Origin of the sequence: Flavobacterium hercynium (genome assembly GCF_002217285.1) — a bacterium.
GTDB lineage: Bacteria > Bacteroidota > Bacteroidia > Flavobacteriales > Flavobacteriaceae > Flavobacterium > Flavobacterium hercynium.
Genome location: NZ_MUGW01000034.1, coordinates 1 through 19,061 on the forward strand (window position 1 = coordinate 1; position 19,061 = coordinate 19,061).

Genomic DNA, 19,061 nt, shown 5'->3' on the forward strand with positions numbered 1-19,061 from the left:
AACACGAATTTCACGAATTAGCACTAATTCTTGCCTTTTACATCTGCATAAAAATTCCGCATGGATTCGCGCTTTCGCAGAGCGAACCCGTATGATCTGCGTATTATAAAAAAGCAAAGTAATATCACTAATCAATTTGTTCTTTTATCATTAGAAAATCTGTGATAATTAGTGCAATTCGTGTTTAATTCTTCATTTTAATAGAATCTTTTCTAATTCTGTTTCCTATTTTTATAGTTACTAATAAAACTTTCTTAATCTAAATTAAGTTACAGCTTTCTATCTCTGCTGTAATTTTGTTTTCAAATAAAATCAACCATGTCAAATATCAGTTTAATTATCGAAGAACGTTCTGCCAATATTGGCAATTTTATGGTAGGCAGATTATTGCCTTTCCGTGAAAAAAGAGCTGTTGGACCATTCGTTTTCATCGACCATATGGGACCGGCACATCTAAATCAATATCAAAATATGGATGTTCCTCCTCATCCGCATATTGGTCTTTCTACACTTACTTTTTTGTTTGAAGGAAGTATCATGCACCGCGATAGTTTAGGAACAGAATTAGAAATAAAACCCGGTGCGGTAAACTGGATGACAGCAGGAAAAGGAATTGTTCATTCTGAAAGAACTCCACAATATTTGAGAACTTCAGACAAAATGCTACACGGATTGCAAATTTGGGTTGCATTGCCTAAAGAATTAGAGCAAATGGATCCAAACTTCACACATGTCGAAGCTGATCAAATTCCTGCCTGGGAAGAAAATGGCGTTTCTTATAAATTGATTGCAGGTGAAGCTTTTGGTAAAAAATCACCCGTTCCTGTTTATAGTCCGCTTTATTTTATTGAAATCAAAAGTACGGAAGCAACAAAAATCAATATTGGAAATCATTTGTTTGGAGAAAGCGGTTTGTACATTTTAGAAGGAAGTATCAAAAGCGACGAACATGTTTATGATCCTAAACAAATTCTGATTACGAACGACAGCACTTTATGCGAGTTTGAAATTGCTGCGAATACGACTGTTTATATTTTTGGGGGCACCCCTTTTCCAGAAGAGCATTTTATATTTTGGAATTTTGTATCTTCTGATAAAAATTTAATCGAAAAAGCAAAAAAGGATTGGACAGAACAAACCTTCCCAAAAGTTCCGGGAGAAACCGAATTTGTTCCGTTACCTGATCCTAAAATAAGATAAAACATGGAAACACTATCAGCAAAAATTGACACCCGTTTATACAGAACAGAAATAACATCTGGCAGCGGCAACATTGTAATCTCTGACGAACCTCAGGACATGGGAGGCAAAAACCTAGGATTCAGTCCTTCAGAGCTATTGGCTTCTGCATTGGCTTCCTGTACCTTAATTACGCTTCGTATGTACATAAACCGCAAGCAATGGGATATTTCTGAAATTAATATCACAATTGATTTTGAGAGAGATGCAGATAAAAACGTGTCTTTATTTACCCGAAAAATCGAAGTCATTGGTGAAGTAGATCAAGCGCAAAGACAACGATTAGAAACGATTGCCAACAGTTGTCCGATACACAAAACATTAACACATTCAATTGACATTAAAACCACATTAATATAACGCATCATGGAAGTACAACAAATAAACGATAACAGAAAAGGCTATTTTGAAGCGACAGAAGACGGAAAAGAAGCAGGAAAAATGACTTATACGTGGGCAGGAGATTCAAAATTCATCATTGATCACACTGAAGTAAGCGATGAATTTGGCGGAAAAGTTGTTGGTAAAAAACTTTTAATGGCGGCTGTTGATTACGCTCGAAATAATAATGTGAAAATTATTCCGCTCTGTCCATTTGCGAAGAGCGTTTTTGATAAAACAGAAGAAATTCGTGATGTTCTTTTTTCATGATTTTTTTTTAAAGGTTCAAAGGAACAAAGCAACATAGGTTCAGAGGTTTTCCTTTGGGTAGAGACGCACGATTGTAGAGACGCACAGCAGTGCGTCTTTTTTTTGTAATTATATTGTTTTTATTTCTAGAAATTAACCATAAAAAAATCCGTATAAATCCGTGTTTTCGCTTAGAGACGCACTGCTGTGCGTCTCTACTACTATGCGTTTTTTTTCACCCCTCATTGCCGTTAATTTCAATTCACATTTTCAAATGTGCGCAAAAACCACTACATTTGCATGTAATTTAAACTTAGAGTATGAGGATAATTACACTTTTCTTTCTTTTATTAGCACACCTTGGATTCTCTCAAACTGCTGAAAATTACTTAGAAAAAATACGAAATAACGAAGCCCTTCTAACGGCTTTCTTTCAACAAATGCCAAAAGGCGGCGATTTACACCATCATTTTTCAGGATCAGTTTATGCGGAACCTCTTTTAGAAAGAGCTATCGCAGAAGATTTCTATTTAAATTTAGAAACTATGGCGGTTTCAAAAACAAAACCTGAAAAAGGAAACTGGCAGAATTTCTCGACTCTTAAAAGCGAAGGCAAACTTCCTTTTTATGAGCAACAAGTAATGCAGACTTGGTCTATTAAAGATTATAATGGTTCTGTTCCTTCTGACGATCAGTTTTTTGATTCTTTCATGAAATTTGAATCTACTATTAAAGGTCATTTTGCCGAGGGAATGCTGGAACTAAAAAAGCGTGCCATTTCAGAAAATGTAAGCTACATCGAAACACAGCTATCTACGATTCCTTGCGATATGAATGTGGCTGATTTAAGCGATTTCGATTCAAAATTGCGTCAGGCAGCTGCTCAAAAAGACGAGAAAGCGGTTCTAAAACTTTTAGATGAATTGTACAAAGCACTTCAACAAAAAGATGCTAAAAAATATGCAACTGACTTCAACACTAATTTTATCGCAAAACTGCATAAAGATTTAAAAATTGATGATGAACGTTTTACAATGCGTTATCAAAATTTTGTATTGCGTTTTATGAATCCGGTGGATTTATTCAAAAACTTAAGCATTGCTTTTATTTCTGCAAATGACAGTAAATTGGTTGCCGGAGTCAATATCGTTTCTCCAGAACATGCTGAAAACTCTATGAAAGATTATTGGTTACACATGGTCATGTTTAAATATTGTAATTCAAAATTCCCAGAGGTAAAATATACGCTTCATGCAGGAGAACTAACCTTAGGATTGGTTCAACCGGAAGATTTAACATGGCATATAAATACAGCTATTCATATCGCAGGAGCCAACAGAATTGGTCACGGAGTAGATATTGCTTATGAAGAGAACTCCTACGACTTATTGCGTCACATGGCAAAAAATAATATTCCAATTGAAATTAACTTAACAAGTAATGAATTTATTCTAAAAGTTAAAGAAAACAGACATCCTTTTACACTTTACAAAGAATTCAATGTGCCTATTATCATTAGTACTGATGATGCAGGGATTTTAAGAACGAACATGACAGAACAATATGTTTTATTAGCCAAAAGATATCCTGATGTTTCGTACGCTACTATAAAACAATATGTTTACAACGGAATCAATTACAGTTTTATTCAGGATGCTTCGGTAAAAAAACAATTACTGAAAGATTTAGATGCAAGATTTAAAACTTTTGAAGCTAAATTTTCGAAGAACTAACAAACCTGAGAGGTTTACCAATATTAAGTTATGATTTTAGAAGCAGCATTTCTTTTTGTAAAACCAAATTTGAAAACCAAATTTGAAGCTGATTTTGCTCAGGCAAGTCAATACATTTCGTCAATTGATGGCTATCTCGGACATAGCTTACAAAAATGCATTGAAGTTGAAAACAAATATCTTTTATTGGTTGATTGGAATGCGCTTGAAGATCATACAGTAGGTTTTAGAAACTCTGAAGCTTATTTGGAATGGAAAAAGATTCTGCATCATTATTATGAACCGTTTCCTGTTGTAGAGCATTTTGAAAATATTTTTTCGAATAAAAAATAGTCCTCAGATTATGAGGATAAAACCCATGAAGACCTATTTTATTACCATTTAATTGGTGATAATCCGGTAATTCGTGGCAAAAAAAATCGAACAATGAACATTAAACTTATTGCCATAGGCAAAACCGACAATAAATCGCTGCAAACTCTTATAGACGATTACACAAAGCGTTTGTCCTTTTACATCAAATTTGATCTGGAAATCATTCCGGATATCAAAAACGTAAAGAATTTATCTGAAAGTCAGCAAAAAGAAAAAGAAGGTGAACTTATCCTTTCGAAATTAACACCTACTGACCAGTTAATTTTATTGGATGAAAACGGAAAGAATTTCTCCAGCGTTGGTTTCTCAGAAGAATTACAAAAGAAAATGAACTCTGGAATCAAAACTTTAGTTTTTGTAATTGGTGGTCCATACGGATTTTCGGATACTGTTTACAGCAAAGCACAAGGAAAAATTTCGCTTTCGCTAATGACTTTTTCACACCAAATGGTTCGTTTGTTTTTTATCGAACAATTGTACCGCGGATTTACTATTTTAAGAAATGAACCTTACCATCATCAGTAAATTTTGTTTCAGGTTTTTCTTTGTTATAGTTTTTTGTTTCAGGTTTCTTACAACCTAAAAAATGAATTCCTGTTCTTTGTTTAGAAAAACCAATCCTTCTTGTTTTAGTACTAATTTCTCCAGAAAAATTTTGTACTGAATATATTCTCCATAAGACATATTCTTGTCGAAAGAAAAAGTAATTTGCGCTTTAGTATTAATGATCAAACTGTCCAGAAATTTTCCTAATTCATTTTTAGGGAAAAAATAGTTTTCTTTTTCTGTATACTGAATAATACCATTCTTTTTAAAATACAGCTGACTTCTATTATTCGCAATTTCCATTTTATAATACACTTTCGTGAAAGGTAAAAAAGCTAAATTCTTTCCAATAGAATCGGCGTAGGAATAATAATTTTCGGCGTTTTCGTTTTTATGCGCTTTTTCATTTCGCTTTTTATCCTGAAGCTTCATTACCTGTGGAATGACCAATTTAAGTGGCAAGCGCTTGTCAATATTAAAAATCCAGTTGGTAGAGATGATACTACTTTTACGATTCACATCAGCGATTGTGTCTTTCCCTTCTGTTTTAAAGAAAATGTAGATTGGCGAATGATCCTGAACATCCTTAACAATTGAAACATTAGATTTAGGAAGTAAAACAGATTCTTTGTTTCCACAGGAAAGAAGTAAACAGGCAATAATTAGAGTAAAGTATTTCATATTTTTTAATTAATTAGTAGCTTTTAAGCGCGAAGCATGTCATTTCTGACAATACTGTGATTGCTTTGCTTTTTAGTCTTATTTGATATTTTCAAAAAAGAAGAAATAGCACACTAAATTATAAATTCATTTTCTCAAACAATGTAACACATTCCATTGCTTCTTTTACATCATGAACACGTAAAATTTTTGCGCCTTTTGTCAATGCAATCGTATTGAGTATCGTAGTTCCGTTTAGTGCTTCTTGCGCCGTAGTATTCAACGTTTTGTAAATCATAGATTTACGTGAAACTCCAGCTAACAAAGGCAATTCAAGCGTATTAAAAAGTTCCATTTTCTGTAAAATTTCATAATTCTGATCAGTCGTTTTAGCAAATCCAAAACCCGGGTCAATAATTAAATCATTAATCCCTAAACTTCTGGCTGTGTTTACTTTTTCAGCAAAATAGAGAAGCATTTCTTTTACAATATCATCGTATTGCGTCATACTTTGCATCGTTTGCGGATTGCCTCGCATGTGCATCATAATATACGGAACGTTATAATGTGCCACAATGTCGAACATCTTTTCGTCCAGTTCGCCTGCAGCAATATCATTAATAATTGCAGCACCGCTTTCTATACTGGCCTTAGCAACTCCGGCTCTAAAAGTATCAATAGATAGCAGCGTTTCCGGAAAATGCTTTAAAATTAGTTCGATGGCAGGAACAATTCGTTCAATTTCTTCCTGTTCCGTAACAAATTCAGCACTTGGTTTACTGGAATAAGCACCAAGATCAATAAATGTGGCACCATCAAACAACATTTTTTCGACTTGCGAAACAATTTCGGTTTCATTCTTATATTTACCACCATCGAAAAAAGAATTGGGTGTTACATTAAGGATTCCCATTACTTTAGGAATCGACAAATCTATAAGTTGTCCTTTGCAGTTCATTGTCATCTCTTTTGTTATTTTTGTTTCAAGTTGATGCAGCTTACGTAAGTTCGAGAACTTGAAACCTGAAACTTTTTTTTATTTCAAATAAGCACTGTTAACACTTTGTTTAGAAAAAACTTAAAACAAAGAGAAGCTTAAACTTGAAACTCTTAAAAAATTATCCTTATTTTTGAAGAAATTTTAGCAAATATACAGCAATAAATGAAGAATACTTCCTTAGAATTTGATAATGTAATCACGGTTTGCCGCACCTTGTTTATCAATAAAATGAAAGATTATGGCAGTGCATGGCGAATTTTACGATTGCCATCTTTAACAGATCAAATTTTTATAAAAGCACAACGAATCAGAAGTTTACAGGAAAACGAAATCCGTAAGGTTGATGAAGATGAAAAAGGAGAATTCATCGGAATTATCAATTACTCGATCATGGCTTTAATTCAACTGGAATTGGGAGTTGTAGAACAACCCGATCTTGATGTAGAAAAAGCAACTGAACTATACGACGCTAAAGTTAAATTAACCAAAGAACTAATGGAAGCTAAAAACCATGATTATGGTGAGGCTTGGCGTGATATGCGTGTAAGTTCTTTAACAGATTTAATTCTGCAAAAATTACTTCGTGTAAAACAAATTGAAGATAATAAAGGTAAAACATTAGTATCTGAAGGTATTGATGCTAATTATCAGGACATGATAAATTATGCTGTATTTGCATTAATCCTAGATCCATTAAAATAAAATATTCCGCTGTGCATCTGGAGTTCCTCATGATGGTTTACAGCAAATAAACATTTTAAAATAATTCCACATGAAAAACATTATTACTCAATTTTCAAGACTGTTTGTCGGCATCTTATTTATCATTTCCGGATTGATAAAATTAAACGATCCTGTTGGGTTCTCTTATAAACTGGCAGAATATTTTAGCGAACCGGTTTTCAATATGCCTTTCTTAGAGCCTTTGGCATTAGGTTTAGCTATCTTTTTGGTAATTCTTGAAGTTGTTTTAGGTGTAATGTTATTAGTTGGCTACAAAGCAAAAGCAACCATTTGGTGCTTATTATTGCTAATCATCTTCTTTACCTTCCTTACCTTCTACTCTGCTTACTTTGATGTAGTTAAAGATTGTGGATGTTTTGGAGATGCTTTACACTTAACGCCTTGGCAATCTTTCACAAAAGATATTGTCTTGTTGTTCTTTATTTTAATTCTATTCATCAATAAAAAACTGGTAAAACCATTGTTCTCCCAAGCAGTGACGAATATAATAACTTACGCAAGTGTTTTATTATGCATTTTTATGGCGGTTTGGGTATTAAACCATAATCCTATAAAAGATTTCCGTCCTTTTAAAGTAGGAAGCAATATCGAAAAAGGAATGGAAATTCCGGAAGGAGCTCCAAAATCTGTAGTTGAGATGATTTTCGTATACAAAGTAAATGGCGTTGACAAAGAATTTACAGATAAAGATTTGATGAATATTCCAGAAGGAGCAAGCTTTGTAGACAGAAAAGACAAAGTAATTACAGAAGGTTATGTACCGCCAATTCATGATTTCAGTATGACGAAAGACGATACTGATTTTAAAGACGAATATTTGCAAGAACCTAAATTAGTGATTTTCGTAACCTACGATCTTAAATTATCAGAACCATCAGGTATGAAAAGTTTAGAGAAAGTAAATCAGGATGCTAAAGCAAAAGGATATAAAGTTATTGCTATGACAGCTTCAGGAGCCGATGAAATTGCAAAAGCAAAAAAACAATATGGTTTGAATGTTGATTTCTATTTCTGTGATGCTACAACGCTAAAAACAATCGAAAGAGCCAATCCTAGTATTGTTGTTTTAGAGAAAGGAACTGTTATTCAAAAAGTACATTACAACGATATTAAAGATTTGAAACTTTAAAATCAAAATTAATAATTACCAACACCAATTCTTCTTATACTAGTTGAATTGGTGTTTTTTTTAGCTATCAAAAAAGACAAATCAAAAACCAACCGTAAATTATGAAACCATTTTTCAGATCATTCTGTATTCTTCTACTTCTTACTTTCAATATTTTTATCGGTTTTGGTCAACAAATAGCTTCTAAAGATCAAACTTATATCTTTTTTCTACACAATAAATTTATTGAAGAACAGGATTTGAATATCGCTCATCCTGAATATGGACGAGCAGAATACAATGAAATTTTAAATTCATTTAAAAAAGATCATTTTGTTGTTTTTAGTGAAAAAAGAAGCAAAAATACCAACGTACCTAAATATGCTAAAAAAATTGTTAAGCAAATAAAGAAACTAATAAATGAAGGGGTTTCTCCAAATAAAGTAACTGTTATAGGAACTTCAAAAGGCGGCCATATTGCACAATATATTTCAACTTATTTAGCAAATCCTAATGTAAATTTTGTTTTTGTTGGAAGTGTTGGAAAAACTGACACTGAACAAAATCCACAGATTAATTTTTGCGGAAATATCTTAAATATATATGAAAAATCAGATGACTATGGAGTTTCCGCTATTAAAAGAAAAGAAACTTCAAAATTGAAAATAAATCACTTTAAAGAAATTGAGTTGAATACTAACCTTAAACACGGCTTTTTATTTAAAGCATTAGACGAATGGCTTGTTCCGAGTAAAAAATGGGCAAAGGGTAATTATGATCTGAACTAAAAAAAGTAACAAATACAAAACGATATTTTTACGATAATCTGACGTTTTTTTGACCTTCAGAATTTATTACACCATAAAAAAATAAGTGTTTTCAAATTCTGTCAGCAATTAATTCTACAATTTCTATAAAAATTACTGTTTTTGGCGCCTACTATTACGATTTCATTCTGCTTTTTCTAACGGTAATTTCAATATTTGTGATAATATAAGCGACTCATCAAATTTTGTTAATCTCCGTTTGGCTTTCAATTTGTTTGATTAACTTTGTTGGGCACGTTAACTTTTACAAAATGTCCTAAATAAATTTTACAAGTAGAAAAGTAAAATAGCACATTTCGTAAAATAAAAAAATTAGAAATTTTATATGAAACAAATCACACTTATTTTAATTGCGTTCATCACTTTTTCATGTACGCAAGCTCAGAAAACAAGTTTCTCAAAAGAAGCTTTGTCTGAGAAATTAGCAGCAACTGATGGAAGTCAGGTTACTTTTAAAAACATTTTAAAAAAATACAAAGGCAAAACTGTTGTTATCGAAGTTTGGGCTTCATGGTGCGGTGATTGCGTAAAAGCAATGCCAAAATTAAAAGAACTTCAGGCAAATCATACTGATGTTTCGTACCTGTTTCTTTCTGCTGATAAGACAGCTGATAAATGGAAAGCCGGAATCGAAAAACACGAATTAAAAGGAGATCATTATTTGATTAACGACGGTATGAAAGGTGTTTTTGGAAAAACAATCGACTTAGACTGGATTCCAAGATACATTATCGTTGACAAAACTGGAAAGATAGCTTTATACCGTGCTATAGAAACTGATTTTGAAAAAATCAATGAGACTTTGAATAGTCTGAAGTAACATTATTTCTGCATTCATTATACAAGAGCAAAAAACAAAAAAGAATAAAATAAAAACTTATCAATATGAGAAAAAAGATCGTTGCAGGAAACTGGAAAATGCATAAAAACGCAGCACAAACAGAAGAACTTTTAAGCGAATTAATTACTAAAATACCAGCACAAACTACTGCTCAGGTAATTGTTGCTCCAACATTTGTAAATTTACAAGCGGCTGTAGCTAAAGTAAAAAACACTACAATTGGTGTTGCTGCTCAAAATGTTCACCAAGCTGAAGGCGGTGCATTTACAGGAGAAATTTCTGCAGATATGTTAACTAGTATTGGTGTAAACAATGTAATTCTTGGTCACTCTGAGCGTAGAGCTATTTTTAACGAAACTGACGCTTTAATTGCTAGTAAAGTTGATACTGCATTGAAACATGATTTGACTGTAATTTTCTGTTTTGGTGAAGAATTAAAAGATCGTCAATCAGGAAATCATTTTAATATTGTTGAAAACCAATTGCGTGACGGATTATTCCACATCGCTAAAGAAGCATGGGCTAAAGTTGTTTTAGCGTATGAGCCGGTTTGGGCTATTGGAACAGGAGAAACAGCCTCTCCGGAACAAGCACAAGAAATGCACGAATTTATTAGAGAAACTGTTCGTAAAGCTTTTGGAGCTGATATCGCTGACGAAGTTTCAATTTTATACGGTGGTTCTGTAAAACCAGATAATGCTAAGGAAATTTTCTCTAAACCAGACGTAGACGGTGGTCTGATTGGTGGAGCAGCTTTAAAAGCTGATGACTTCTTAGCTATCGTTACTGCTATCTAATTTTTAGCAAATACTATCAGAAAGCGTTCGCATTGCGGACGCTTTTTTTGTTTATAAATCCAGCTAATTATATCATTTATTTTTAAGCAACTTCTGCTTTCGATTCTTACCTTTGCAAAAAAATTATTTATGTCGAATATATATTTGGGGTACCATTTTACAATTGAACCAAAAGAATTAGGTTCAGAAATTTTAATTGCGGAATTAGGCGAAAAAGCGTTTGAAAGTTTTACTGAAACAGAAAACGGAATTTCGGCTTTTGTAAAGAAAGATTTATGGGATGAGAATATTCTTGATGACATTTATATCTTAGAATCTGAAGATTTCAAAATTGAATATACCGTTGAAGAAATTGATCAGGTAAACTGGAATGAAGAATGGGAAAAGAATTTTGAAGCGATTGATGTTGACGGAAAATGTCATGTTCGTGCACCTTTTCACGAAAAAACAAACGCTGAATTTGACATTATTATTGAGCCTAAAATGAGTTTTGGAACAGGACATCATGAAACAACTCACATGATGATTCAGCATTTGCTTGAAACTGATGTAAAAGGTTTAAAGACACTTGATATGGGATGCGGAACTGCTATTCTTGCTATTCTTGCCGAAATGAAAGGTGCTGAACCTATTGATGCGATTGATATTGATAATTGGTGTTATTTAAACTCTATTGAAAATGCAGAGCGCAATAATTGTAAACATATTACCGTTTACGAAGGTGACGCGGCATTATTAGCAGGTAAAAGTTACGATTTGATCATTGCTAATATCAACAGAAATATTCTATTGAATGATATGCAGCATTATGTTGATTGTTTAAATCCAAACGGAACGTTGCTTTTAAGCGGTTTTTATGAAGAAGACATTCCCTTTATCGATGCTTCCTGCACTGAAAAAGGATTAAAATATGTTAAAAAGTTTCAAAGAAACAACTGGGTTTCATTAAAATACGTAAATTAGTTACTAGTAATTACAACAGTACAAAAACCTAAAAAAAAATGAGTACTAAAGAAAAAGTAAGAGAAAGAGTTCGCGAAAGAGAAGCGACAAGTTTTAATAACGAAATCATTGTTTATAATGATGATGTAAACACTTTTGATCACGTAATCGATACTTTAATGCGTGTTTGCAGTCATACGCCTGAACAAGCAGAACAATGCTCTTTAATTGTACATTACAACGGAAAATGCACTGTAAAAACAGGGCCAATGGATAAGTTAAAACCACAATGTACACAACTTTTAGAAGCAGGACTAAGCGCTGAAATCGTTTAATTTCAAATAATTTAAAAAACATTCAATTTTATTCTATATTTGAATAAAATTGAATGTTTTTTTATGTAGAAATGCTTACTCCCTCTCAAACCAAATTCATAATCAAACTATGAAAAGCACCTTTTTTTTTAAAATCTACATTGGCTTTAGTGTTTTTTATCTCCTTTTATTATTTATAGGATACGATTATCTGGACATCTACCTAAAACCTATTTTAATACCTTTACTCGGTTTTGGTGTATATTCTTTTAAAAATTTCAAATTAAAAAATACACTTTTAGCCGGATTACTTTTTTCCTGGATTGGAGATGTCATTTTACTTTTTTCAGATATAGCCGAGCTCTACTTCATACTTGGATTAGTTGCTTTTCTCATTTCGCATCTTATGTACTGTATGCTTTTAAATGAACAGACTAAAGGCAAAACCATAAAAAACAAAAATCCGTTAATTATTGGCAGTCTCTTTATTGCGTTATATCTTGTTGTTATTATTACTATTTTATTTCCGCATTTAGGTCATTTAAAAGTTCCCGTACTTGTGTACGCCTGCATAATTTTAATTATGCTTTTGTTTGCTTTTAATGGCTTTCTGGTTTGGAAAAAATCTGGAAAGAATTATGTTCTATTTGGTGCTGTTATTTTTGTGTTTTCAGATACCATTCTGGCATTCGATAAATTTTACCATCCTATCCAAAAAAGTTCATTTTTAATCATGCTAACCTATCTTGTGGCACAATATCTGATTATAATTGGTGTATTAAAACTCAATTCAAACAAATCATGAAAAAAATAGTACTATTTATCATCCTTCTCATTACGGTAACTTCTTGCGTAAGTACGCGATCTACTTTAAAAAATGTAGATGATAATGCTCCTGATTTAGTTTTAAAGAAAAACAATACCTTTGCTATTACACTATTTAGCACTGATAAAAAATATGGTTACGATCCGGATTATCCGATTAATATTTTTTACAGAAATACAAAAGACGAAGCCTTGAATGAAGGACGCTTTTTAAATGCATTGGCAGGCCCAAATGGCGAAAAGATAACGTATACACGTTTAGAGACCTGTTGCCCATTTCCAACAAAACGAAGCGATATGGGAGCCGGATTTTTGAATGTTTATGAATTGAAATGGGAAGGACAAAAAAAACCTGTTATACTGTATCTAAATATCTATGAAAAAGGAATTCTGATGGTTCCGATGGGATTGAGTTTAAAGAAAGAATAGTGTTTTATTTGCAGTTTGTTAGTTTATAAAGATTACCTATTAAATTTTAAAACATAATGGAACAGTCAAAAAATCAGAATCTAATTGAAGCTCCCGGTTTTAATTTACAACACTATTTAGACAGAATTGCGTTTTCCGGTACCCCCGAAATAACAATTTCAGGTATTACAAAACTTATGCAATCACAGTTGTTTACTGTTCCGTTTGAAAATTTAGATGTTCAGGCCGGTAAAGTAATTTCTTTGAATGGTGATGCAATTGTTGATCAGATTGTGCACAAAAAAAGAGGTGGTTATTGCTATCAGATCAACGGACTTTTTTCTTTAGTGCTGCAAGAAATAGGTGTTCCGCATTATTACGTTGCTGCACGTCCTATGGTAAATCCGGGACAAAATCCTAAAACTCATTTGGCGATAATTGCCAGCATTGAAGGCGATAACTATTTGATTGATTTGGGTTTTGGCGGTAACAGTATTCGAAAACCTTTCAAGCTGAGCCAAATCGGCATAGAAACGCAACATGATTTTGACACCTTTATTTTGGAAAAAACTGAAGGCAATGAATTTTTACTAAAAGTTTTAATCGCAAAAGAATGGTCTGATTTATATTCTTTTGACCTTGTACAGCAACAATGGATTGATTTTAAACCTGCTAATCATTACAATTATTCCCATCCTGATTCTTTTTTTGTACAAAACAGAATCGTTGTACTGCAAAATGAATCAGGCAAAAAGATCCTAATTAAAAATGCGGTCAAATCGGTTGTAAATGGTGTAAGCAGCATTACTTCTTTTGAAGAGAATGAAGTTAATACTGTTTTAGAAACTGAATTCAGCTTAAAATTATAAAAAAGGTACTGCTTCGCACTTCTTGATTGCTTAAATCAAAGCCTACTCCTATTCCTACATTACTTCAATGTACGCTTTTTCTATTTAAAGTTAATATCTAACTTATAGAAAAACAAAGACTTATGTACGAAATTATCTTTTAATCAGTATTTTATTAAAAATTATTACAGAAATTTCAGATTCAAATATTATATTTTTATTAAATTCGCAAAGTATACCTACATTAATAATGAGTTAAAAGGTTTAACTCGTATGTCTAATTAAAAATCCTATTGCCCATGATTTACAAAAAACTTAACAATGGTAAAAAAACATTTACTAGAACTCCTCGATCCTACACTGATCGTATTTTTGGCAGTTATTGCTGCTCTATGTGTAATCCTTACGATTGTCTTTTCTGATAAAGTACAGGAATTTTCAACAAAGTATAAAAAGAGCTTTTATGCCTACATTTTATCCTTTGTCCTCATTTACGCGCTACTTGCTTTTTTAGCGCACAATAAATTGTTTGAAGAAGTTACTCATGAATTTCTTTTCTATCAGGTCGTATCATTCTTACTGGGAATTTTACACTGTTGGCTATACCGCTTTAGTTTTGCGGAATTTAACACCAAAAACATTTTTATAGAACTACTCTTTGCTTTTTTAGTAATTCTCTATTCCAGTATCTTATTTACGATTATTTACACTGCCTTAAACGGAATTTATTTTACGTATTTAATGTGTATTCATTTCGTGTTATTCCTTTGTCCTACAGGAATCAACATATCATTTAACTATATGATGCTGATCCCTCCAAAGCAGTATGCTACCTGGCAAATTCCGAATAAAGAGTTCCCCTATCCAGAGATTGAACCAGAAGAAATGCAAAATCTGGCGCTCATAACTTTACTGATTCACAAGCAGGAAGACAGTAAAAATTATAGTTCTATCAGAACCAAAGGTCCACTCCGAATGGATTTTGGTAATTTGTTTTATCAAACCCTTACCAATTACAATGCTCGTAATACTCAAAATCCTATTGCTTTAAAGCATAATGGGGAAAATTGTCATTGGGTGTTTTTTAAGCAGCCAAAATGGTATGAAAGTGCCAGATATGTCGATGCAAAATATACGCTGGGAATGAATGGTATAACAGAAAACACTGTTATTATTTGTGTCAGACATAAAAGAGAAATTTCACAAGCAGAAAAAATGGATATAATTGAAGAAGAAGATTTTTTATACACGCCTAAAGCGAAAGAATAAATACAAGCCTTTTGAAAATTAAAACTTTTTCTAATGAAATTTTTCCCGGAAATTGATGAGCATTATTATGATAAGTTCCGCACTTACCAGCTCACAAAAGGAGATACACTAGTTGGTGTGTCTCAAAAACTCAATATAGATGCAAGCGAGATCAGAAGATACCATAACAGATATTGCGATGAAAGAGATTTAATCGAAAAAGATTTTAAAGGTCATACCAAATTTTTGATTCTGGCTCCTGAAAAAACGGAAGCCAATTTAGCAAAACCTACTAGTCCTAAATCACAAAATGTCAATTTTGGATCGGCTACTTCTTTGCCGTTTTTTCCAAAAGATATTCAGAAAGATTATAGCGTCAAATATACTTTTAAGACGCAGGATCTAACTGAAAAATTAGAAATGGGAATACGAGTGAAATGGCTCAATACAGACGTGAACAATTATCACTTAATTGAAATCCGAAAATCTGTTAACCTTTTTGTAAACAACAATATGCCTGATACTATAATGGATGAAATTGGTGCAAAAATGGTACAGGTTTTATATCCGCTTCAAATTATTGTCGATCCGTCCGGTAAATGTATTGATGTTTTCAATGACAAGGAAATTCGCAATCGATGGGAGAGCAAAAAGATAGAATTATTGCAGGATTACGAAAATGGAATTATTCCGATATATATGAAAAATTGCCAATTAGCCTTAGAAAGTGCTGAATCGCTGTTTCAGCTTCTAAAATCAGATTATTTTTTGAGATCGTTTTTTAATGGTATTCATACTTCTTATACAGAGGAAGGCATTTTTGAACATAAAGTTTATTTTCCAGTACTCAACAACAAAGAATCTCAATTTCTGGTAAAGCAAAAAATAGATTCTTGCTTAAACGAAGCCAGGCTCATTAAAGTAGAACAAAAAGGAAATTGTATAAATACCAATGCTCAAAATCAACTCATTGACGGAAGTTATATCTCAACTTATTTCTTAGATCCTCACTCCTATTTCATAGAAAAAATGGAATTGGAATGTCGTCTCGAATTAGAGAAAACTTTCGAATTACGTATAGAAATCGAAGCCATAAAAAACTAGAAACCCCGAAGCGGCCACTATTTTTTGCCTCAAAATTAAATATAAGCCGAATTATAATTCTAAAAGCCATAACAGTATGAGCAAAAAATATGTGGTTGTTAACGGTGCAACCTTAAAATGCCAATTTAACGTTGAAAAGAAAACTGATGTTCTTAAAGTAAAATCACACCAAAAGCACTTTGCTAATGATAAAGAGGCGCAAAAAAAACTCATTGCCACGAGTAAAGAAATTGGACAAACAATGGAGAAAAACTCTTTTGGAAAATGCCAAATGCAACCCGATGGTAAAGGTGACTTTCTTCCGTGTCAGGCGGTCATTACACAATGGAGCAATGCGTATCAAAAGGTAATCCTAAGTAACCAAGGTCAAATATTAACCGAAGACAGTAAAGCAACCTGTCCTATTGGTGGTCCTGATTGCATTACAGTAGCACATCATGGTCAAAAGATTGAACCCGGGAAACAAAATGCAATGAGTGCTAAGCCTTATTTGAGCAATCAGATCAATCCTTTGGTGAACATGAAAAAATTTCAGAATGAGTTAGTGGATGATGATATAGTTTAAAACGAAATAGAAATGTCAAATTTTAAAATAGTTGGAAATGCTAATCCAACAGTGGGGCAAAAAGAAATGTATTCTATAACAGATAGCTTTTCAGTAAACCTTCCAACGACCAACACGGTAATAAACAATCCTTTGTTTCCAGAAGCCAAAGTAAATTGGTCAATGCAGCAACTAGTAGGCGGAAACTGGATAGTAAAAGAGAATACAAAGAAAACAGGTAATGAAGTTCCATATACTTTTACGGAAGCTACTCTTGAGTATGATGATCTCAAAATAGTCGCTGAAAAGAACGGACAAGAAGTCTCGATGAAAATTAAACCTAAAAAAAGTCTGGAGCGAAAAATTGCAACTGTTACTTTTTTAGATGAAAACTGGAATCCTCCCAAACGTCGATTTGCGTATGGCGATAAGCTAATTGCCAGAATTCATTGCGTAAACTTAGACGGCTGTCATGGTAAAATTGTACTGTATGAAGATGACGAACCTTACGGAACCAATACAAATTACAACCGTTATAGTAAATTTACAACAGTACCTATTTATATTGAAGATGGCAAAGCCGAAGCGCACTTCATCCTCAATCCGAACTTCGCCAAACTAGCTAATGCGTTTGGCGACAAAGGTTACGGTAAACAAGAAGGTGAATTTCATGAATATTACATTACCGTAGAAATCTTTAACCAAAAACCTTTCGAAAGCCAAAATATTGAGGTACGAAATCCGGATTATGAGAGTCCGCAGATTCTCCGCGAAAATTTTCATAATAATTCTAAAGTCAATTATTACGAAACGAAAGTGGAAGTATTAGCTCAAATTCGGGAAATTGGTGATAGTATTAGAGAAATCACAAATAAGGCTTTGATGGTTGATGTGCTTGATGGTGTTGAGGAGAATGAGGAAACTAATAGTAATTGTCCAAATTGTAATGAAGATATTACACTTGATGAAATTAAAAAAATCTGCGTAGATAAAAACAATAATTGCTTAATAGCAAATGATACAATGATACGATCTGCGCTTCCTTTTTTAAATACATATCGCAAAAAAGTTGGTATAACTACCTGCGTGCGAAAAGCCCATTTCTTAGCTCAAATATCTCAGGAAAGTCATTTTTACAGTTTACAAGAAAATTTTAATTGGTATTGGAAATCTCTATTAAAAACTTACCCTTCTTACTTTGACCAGTTTGAAACACATGCTGAAAAAGAAAGTGAAGCAAAAAGACTAGGAAGACCTAATGCGGCCAAAAATCCGGGATTAACACAAGATCAACAAGTAAAACTAGCCAACGCAATATATGGTAAAACTCACCCTCTAGGCGGATTACATATAAACGATGGTGATGGCTGGCTCTACAGTGGTAAAGGCTTTAAACAAATTACATGGAAAGGCAATTACAAAGAACTACAAAATTACTTTAATGCTAATATGAAGGTTAATAATGAACCTGATGTAAATTGGATTGAAGGTGATAATCCTTATAAATTAAAAAACAATGCAAAAAATGCTATTACAAGTGCACTGGCATTTTGGGGCTATAATAAAATTAATTTAGTTGCTAATTCCGCAACAACTACATCTGTTGAAAATGTTACAGCAAAAATTAATACATCTAAAAGTACTGATATAGTTAACCCCAGAATTGAGTTTTTTAAAAATGCAATAAAAGTGTTAAAAGTAAAAGATTGTAACCCAATAAAAAAAGATAAAAATAAGATCTGTAGTTATGACGAAAAATTCTCTGCAAATGCAAATGAAGTTTATATAAACATTATCACTACAAAAGATAGAAATCTACAAGGACCTTTAATAGTATTTAATGAATCTAACATACTTTTTAAAACGCATTCTCTTTGTAGGGGAAGTAATAAAAATAAAACAAAAGCCAATGGGAATGGAGACACGCCAGTAGGAAGAGCAACAACATCTTATAATTCAGAAAAACATAAAGGCGAATTAAGTTATGGTAACAATGGATTAATTTATTTAACAGGTGAAAATGGCGAATTTTTAACAGCTACAAGAAATGGCAGAAATGGTATTGCAATACATTCTGGGCATACTGTAGTATATAAAGATTACATAGATGATAGAGGTCAATTAATGTCTACCTATGGATGTGTTAGAGTTTATAATAATGAGATGGAAAAACTTGGTAATTTATATACTGATTTATCAAATCAAGGAAAAAAAATCTATTGTTATATAGAAGAGTATGACGGAGATATTGAAGATGTTTATGCCTTTTATGATTTACCAATTGACACCAAAGATTCAAAACGAAGAAATAGAGCTAATGCTCAATAA

General features: G+C 32.6%; 22 protein-coding genes. 20 read left to right on the plus strand and 2 right to left on the minus strand.

The window, feature by feature from the left end; all coding sequences use genetic code 11:
* Window positions 1-318 precede the first annotated feature (318 nt).
* From B0A66_RS15840 to rlmH, 6 genes are all read left to right on the plus strand, one after another.
* Window positions 319-1,200: a pirin family protein gene (locus B0A66_RS15840; protein ID WP_089050833.1), complete on the plus strand. Its 882-nt coding sequence runs from the start codon at window positions 319-321 to the stop codon at window positions 1,198-1,200.
* Window positions 1,201-1,203: 3 nt separating this feature from the next.
* Window positions 1,204-1,599 (plus strand): OsmC family protein, encoded by a 396-nt coding sequence (locus B0A66_RS15845; RefSeq protein WP_089050834.1) that lies wholly within the window; start codon window positions 1,204-1,206, stop codon window positions 1,597-1,599.
* A 6-nt stretch (window positions 1,600-1,605) separates the two neighbouring features.
* Window positions 1,606-1,890, plus strand: coding sequence for a GNAT family N-acetyltransferase (locus tag B0A66_RS15850; RefSeq protein WP_089050835.1), 285 nt, complete (start codon window positions 1,606-1,608; stop codon window positions 1,888-1,890).
* 299 nt (window positions 1,891-2,189) lie between these two features.
* Window positions 2,190-3,602 (plus strand): amidohydrolase family protein, encoded by a 1,413-nt coding sequence (locus tag B0A66_RS15855; protein ID WP_089050836.1) that lies wholly within the window; start codon window positions 2,190-2,192, stop codon window positions 3,600-3,602.
* Window positions 3,603-3,632: 30 nt separating this feature from the next.
* Window positions 3,633-3,935: an antibiotic biosynthesis monooxygenase family protein gene (locus B0A66_RS15860; RefSeq protein WP_089050837.1), complete on the plus strand. Its 303-nt coding sequence runs from the start codon at window positions 3,633-3,635 to the stop codon at window positions 3,933-3,935.
* 93 nt (window positions 3,936-4,028) lie between these two features.
* Complete coding sequence (gene rlmH / locus B0A66_RS15865; RefSeq protein ID WP_029269532.1) at window positions 4,029-4,502, plus strand: 23S rRNA (pseudouridine(1915)-N(3))-methyltransferase RlmH; 474 nt, start codon at window positions 4,029-4,031, stop codon at window positions 4,500-4,502.
* A gap of 54 nt (window positions 4,503-4,556) precedes the next feature.
* Here the strand turns inward: rlmH and B0A66_RS15870 are convergent, their stop codons facing one another.
* Both B0A66_RS15870 and folP read right to left on the minus strand, forming a co-directional pair.
* Window positions 4,557-5,204 carry a hypothetical protein gene (locus B0A66_RS15870; RefSeq protein WP_089050838.1) on the minus strand — a complete coding sequence of 216 codons (648 nt, stop codon included), beginning with the start codon at window positions 5,202-5,204 and terminating at the stop codon, window positions 4,557-4,559.
* 118 nt (window positions 5,205-5,322) lie between these two features.
* A complete protein-coding gene (gene folP, locus B0A66_RS15875) occupies window positions 5,323-6,147 on the minus strand; it encodes a dihydropteroate synthase (protein WP_089050839.1) in 825 nt (274 codons plus the stop codon).
* A gap of 198 nt (window positions 6,148-6,345) precedes the next feature.
* Between folP and B0A66_RS15880 the strand changes: the two genes are divergently transcribed.
* The 14 genes from B0A66_RS15880 (at window position 6,346) to B0A66_RS15945 (ending at window position 19,061) form a co-directional block, all read left to right on the plus strand.
* Window positions 6,346-6,885 (plus strand): DUF1599 domain-containing protein, encoded by a 540-nt coding sequence (locus B0A66_RS15880; RefSeq protein WP_089050840.1) that lies wholly within the window; start codon window positions 6,346-6,348, stop codon window positions 6,883-6,885.
* 70 nt (window positions 6,886-6,955) lie between these two features.
* The gene (locus B0A66_RS15885) at window positions 6,956-8,056 is read left to right on the plus strand and encodes a BT_3928 family protein (protein WP_089050841.1); all 1,101 of its coding nucleotides are present in this window, start codon (window positions 6,956-6,958) and stop codon (window positions 8,054-8,056) included.
* A 101-nt stretch (window positions 8,057-8,157) separates the two neighbouring features.
* The gene (locus B0A66_RS15890; RefSeq protein ID WP_089050842.1) at window positions 8,158-8,823 is read left to right on the plus strand and encodes an alpha/beta hydrolase; all 666 of its coding nucleotides are present in this window, start codon (window positions 8,158-8,160) and stop codon (window positions 8,821-8,823) included.
* Between the two features lie 364 nt (window positions 8,824-9,187).
* Entirely contained in the window at window positions 9,188-9,682 is a 495-nt protein-coding gene (locus B0A66_RS15895; RefSeq protein ID WP_089050843.1) for a TlpA family protein disulfide reductase, read from the plus strand.
* Window positions 9,683-9,747: 65 nt separating this feature from the next.
* Window positions 9,748-10,500, plus strand: coding sequence for a triose-phosphate isomerase (gene tpiA, locus B0A66_RS15900; protein WP_089050844.1), 753 nt, complete (start codon window positions 9,748-9,750; stop codon window positions 10,498-10,500).
* Between the two features lie 129 nt (window positions 10,501-10,629).
* Complete coding sequence (gene prmA / locus B0A66_RS15905) at window positions 10,630-11,463, plus strand: 50S ribosomal protein L11 methyltransferase (RefSeq protein ID WP_089050845.1); 834 nt, start codon at window positions 10,630-10,632, stop codon at window positions 11,461-11,463.
* Between the two features lie 38 nt (window positions 11,464-11,501).
* Window positions 11,502-11,777: an ATP-dependent Clp protease adaptor ClpS gene (locus B0A66_RS15910; protein ID WP_089050846.1), complete on the plus strand. Its 276-nt coding sequence runs from the start codon at window positions 11,502-11,504 to the stop codon at window positions 11,775-11,777.
* A 109-nt stretch (window positions 11,778-11,886) separates the two neighbouring features.
* A complete protein-coding gene (locus B0A66_RS15915; RefSeq protein WP_089050847.1) occupies window positions 11,887-12,561 on the plus strand; it encodes a lysoplasmalogenase in 675 nt (224 codons plus the stop codon).
* Complete coding sequence (locus tag B0A66_RS15920; protein ID WP_089050848.1) at window positions 12,558-13,010, plus strand: 2-dehydro-3-deoxyphosphooctonate aldolase; 453 nt, start codon at window positions 12,558-12,560, stop codon at window positions 13,008-13,010. The genes B0A66_RS15915 and B0A66_RS15920 overlap by 4 nt, the downstream gene beginning before the upstream one ends.
* Before the next feature lie 56 nt (window positions 13,011-13,066).
* The gene (locus B0A66_RS15925; protein ID WP_089050849.1) at window positions 13,067-13,858 is read left to right on the plus strand and encodes an arylamine N-acetyltransferase family protein; all 792 of its coding nucleotides are present in this window, start codon (window positions 13,067-13,069) and stop codon (window positions 13,856-13,858) included.
* Between the two features lie 300 nt (window positions 13,859-14,158).
* Complete coding sequence (locus B0A66_RS15930) at window positions 14,159-15,106, plus strand: TssN family type VI secretion system protein (RefSeq protein ID WP_089050850.1); 948 nt, start codon at window positions 14,159-14,161, stop codon at window positions 15,104-15,106.
* Between the two features lie 33 nt (window positions 15,107-15,139).
* Window positions 15,140-16,189, plus strand: a complete 1,050-nt coding sequence (locus B0A66_RS15935) for a peptidoglycan-binding protein LysM (protein ID WP_089050851.1) — start codon at window positions 15,140-15,142, stop codon at window positions 16,187-16,189.
* A 76-nt stretch (window positions 16,190-16,265) separates the two neighbouring features.
* Window positions 16,266-16,754 (plus strand): DUF4280 domain-containing protein, encoded by a 489-nt coding sequence (locus tag B0A66_RS15940; RefSeq protein ID WP_089050852.1) that lies wholly within the window; start codon window positions 16,266-16,268, stop codon window positions 16,752-16,754.
* 12 nt (window positions 16,755-16,766) lie between these two features.
* Window positions 16,767-19,061 (plus strand): glycoside hydrolase family 19 protein, encoded by a 2,295-nt coding sequence (locus B0A66_RS15945; RefSeq protein ID WP_089050853.1) that lies wholly within the window; start codon window positions 16,767-16,769, stop codon window positions 19,059-19,061.

Excerpts from the sequence above, each read along its gene's own strand:
- B0A66_RS15840 (WP_089050833.1), top strand. The coding sequence starts at position 319 with ATGTCAAATATCAGTTTAATTATCGAAGAACGTTCTGCCAATATTGGC.
- B0A66_RS15845 (WP_089050834.1), top strand. The coding sequence starts at position 1,204 with ATGGAAACACTATCAGCAAAAATTGACACCCGTTTATACAGAACAGAA.
- B0A66_RS15850 (WP_089050835.1), top strand. The coding sequence starts at position 1,606 with ATGGAAGTACAACAAATAAACGATAACAGAAAAGGCTATTTTGAAGCG.
- B0A66_RS15855 (WP_089050836.1), top strand. The coding sequence starts at position 2,190 with ATGAGGATAATTACACTTTTCTTTCTTTTATTAGCACACCTTGGATTC.
- B0A66_RS15860 (WP_089050837.1), top strand. The coding sequence starts at position 3,633 with ATGATTTTAGAAGCAGCATTTCTTTTTGTAAAACCAAATTTGAAAACC.
- rlmH (WP_029269532.1), top strand. The coding sequence starts at position 4,029 with ATGAACATTAAACTTATTGCCATAGGCAAAACCGACAATAAATCGCTG.
- B0A66_RS15870 (WP_089050838.1), bottom strand. The coding sequence starts at position 5,204 with ATGAAATACTTTACTCTAATTATTGCCTGTTTACTTCTTTCCTGTGGA.
- folP (WP_089050839.1), bottom strand. The coding sequence starts at position 6,147 with ATGACAATGAACTGCAAAGGACAACTTATAGATTTGTCGATTCCTAAA.
- B0A66_RS15880 (WP_089050840.1), top strand. The coding sequence starts at position 6,346 with ATGAAGAATACTTCCTTAGAATTTGATAATGTAATCACGGTTTGCCGC.
- B0A66_RS15885 (WP_089050841.1), top strand. The coding sequence starts at position 6,956 with ATGAAAAACATTATTACTCAATTTTCAAGACTGTTTGTCGGCATCTTA.
- B0A66_RS15890 (WP_089050842.1), top strand. The coding sequence starts at position 8,158 with ATGAAACCATTTTTCAGATCATTCTGTATTCTTCTACTTCTTACTTTC.
- B0A66_RS15895 (WP_089050843.1), top strand. The coding sequence starts at position 9,188 with ATGAAACAAATCACACTTATTTTAATTGCGTTCATCACTTTTTCATGT.
- tpiA (WP_089050844.1), top strand. The coding sequence starts at position 9,748 with ATGAGAAAAAAGATCGTTGCAGGAAACTGGAAAATGCATAAAAACGCA.
- prmA (WP_089050845.1), top strand. The coding sequence starts at position 10,630 with ATGTCGAATATATATTTGGGGTACCATTTTACAATTGAACCAAAAGAA.
- B0A66_RS15910 (WP_089050846.1), top strand. The coding sequence starts at position 11,502 with ATGAGTACTAAAGAAAAAGTAAGAGAAAGAGTTCGCGAAAGAGAAGCG.
- B0A66_RS15915 (WP_089050847.1), top strand. The coding sequence starts at position 11,887 with ATGAAAAGCACCTTTTTTTTTAAAATCTACATTGGCTTTAGTGTTTTT.
- B0A66_RS15920 (WP_089050848.1), top strand. The coding sequence starts at position 12,558 with ATGAAAAAAATAGTACTATTTATCATCCTTCTCATTACGGTAACTTCT.
- B0A66_RS15925 (WP_089050849.1), top strand. The coding sequence starts at position 13,067 with ATGGAACAGTCAAAAAATCAGAATCTAATTGAAGCTCCCGGTTTTAAT.
- B0A66_RS15930 (WP_089050850.1), top strand. The coding sequence starts at position 14,159 with ATGGTAAAAAAACATTTACTAGAACTCCTCGATCCTACACTGATCGTA.
- B0A66_RS15935 (WP_089050851.1), top strand. The coding sequence starts at position 15,140 with ATGAAATTTTTCCCGGAAATTGATGAGCATTATTATGATAAGTTCCGC.
- B0A66_RS15940 (WP_089050852.1), top strand. The coding sequence starts at position 16,266 with ATGAGCAAAAAATATGTGGTTGTTAACGGTGCAACCTTAAAATGCCAA.
- B0A66_RS15945 (WP_089050853.1), top strand. The coding sequence starts at position 16,767 with ATGTCAAATTTTAAAATAGTTGGAAATGCTAATCCAACAGTGGGGCAA.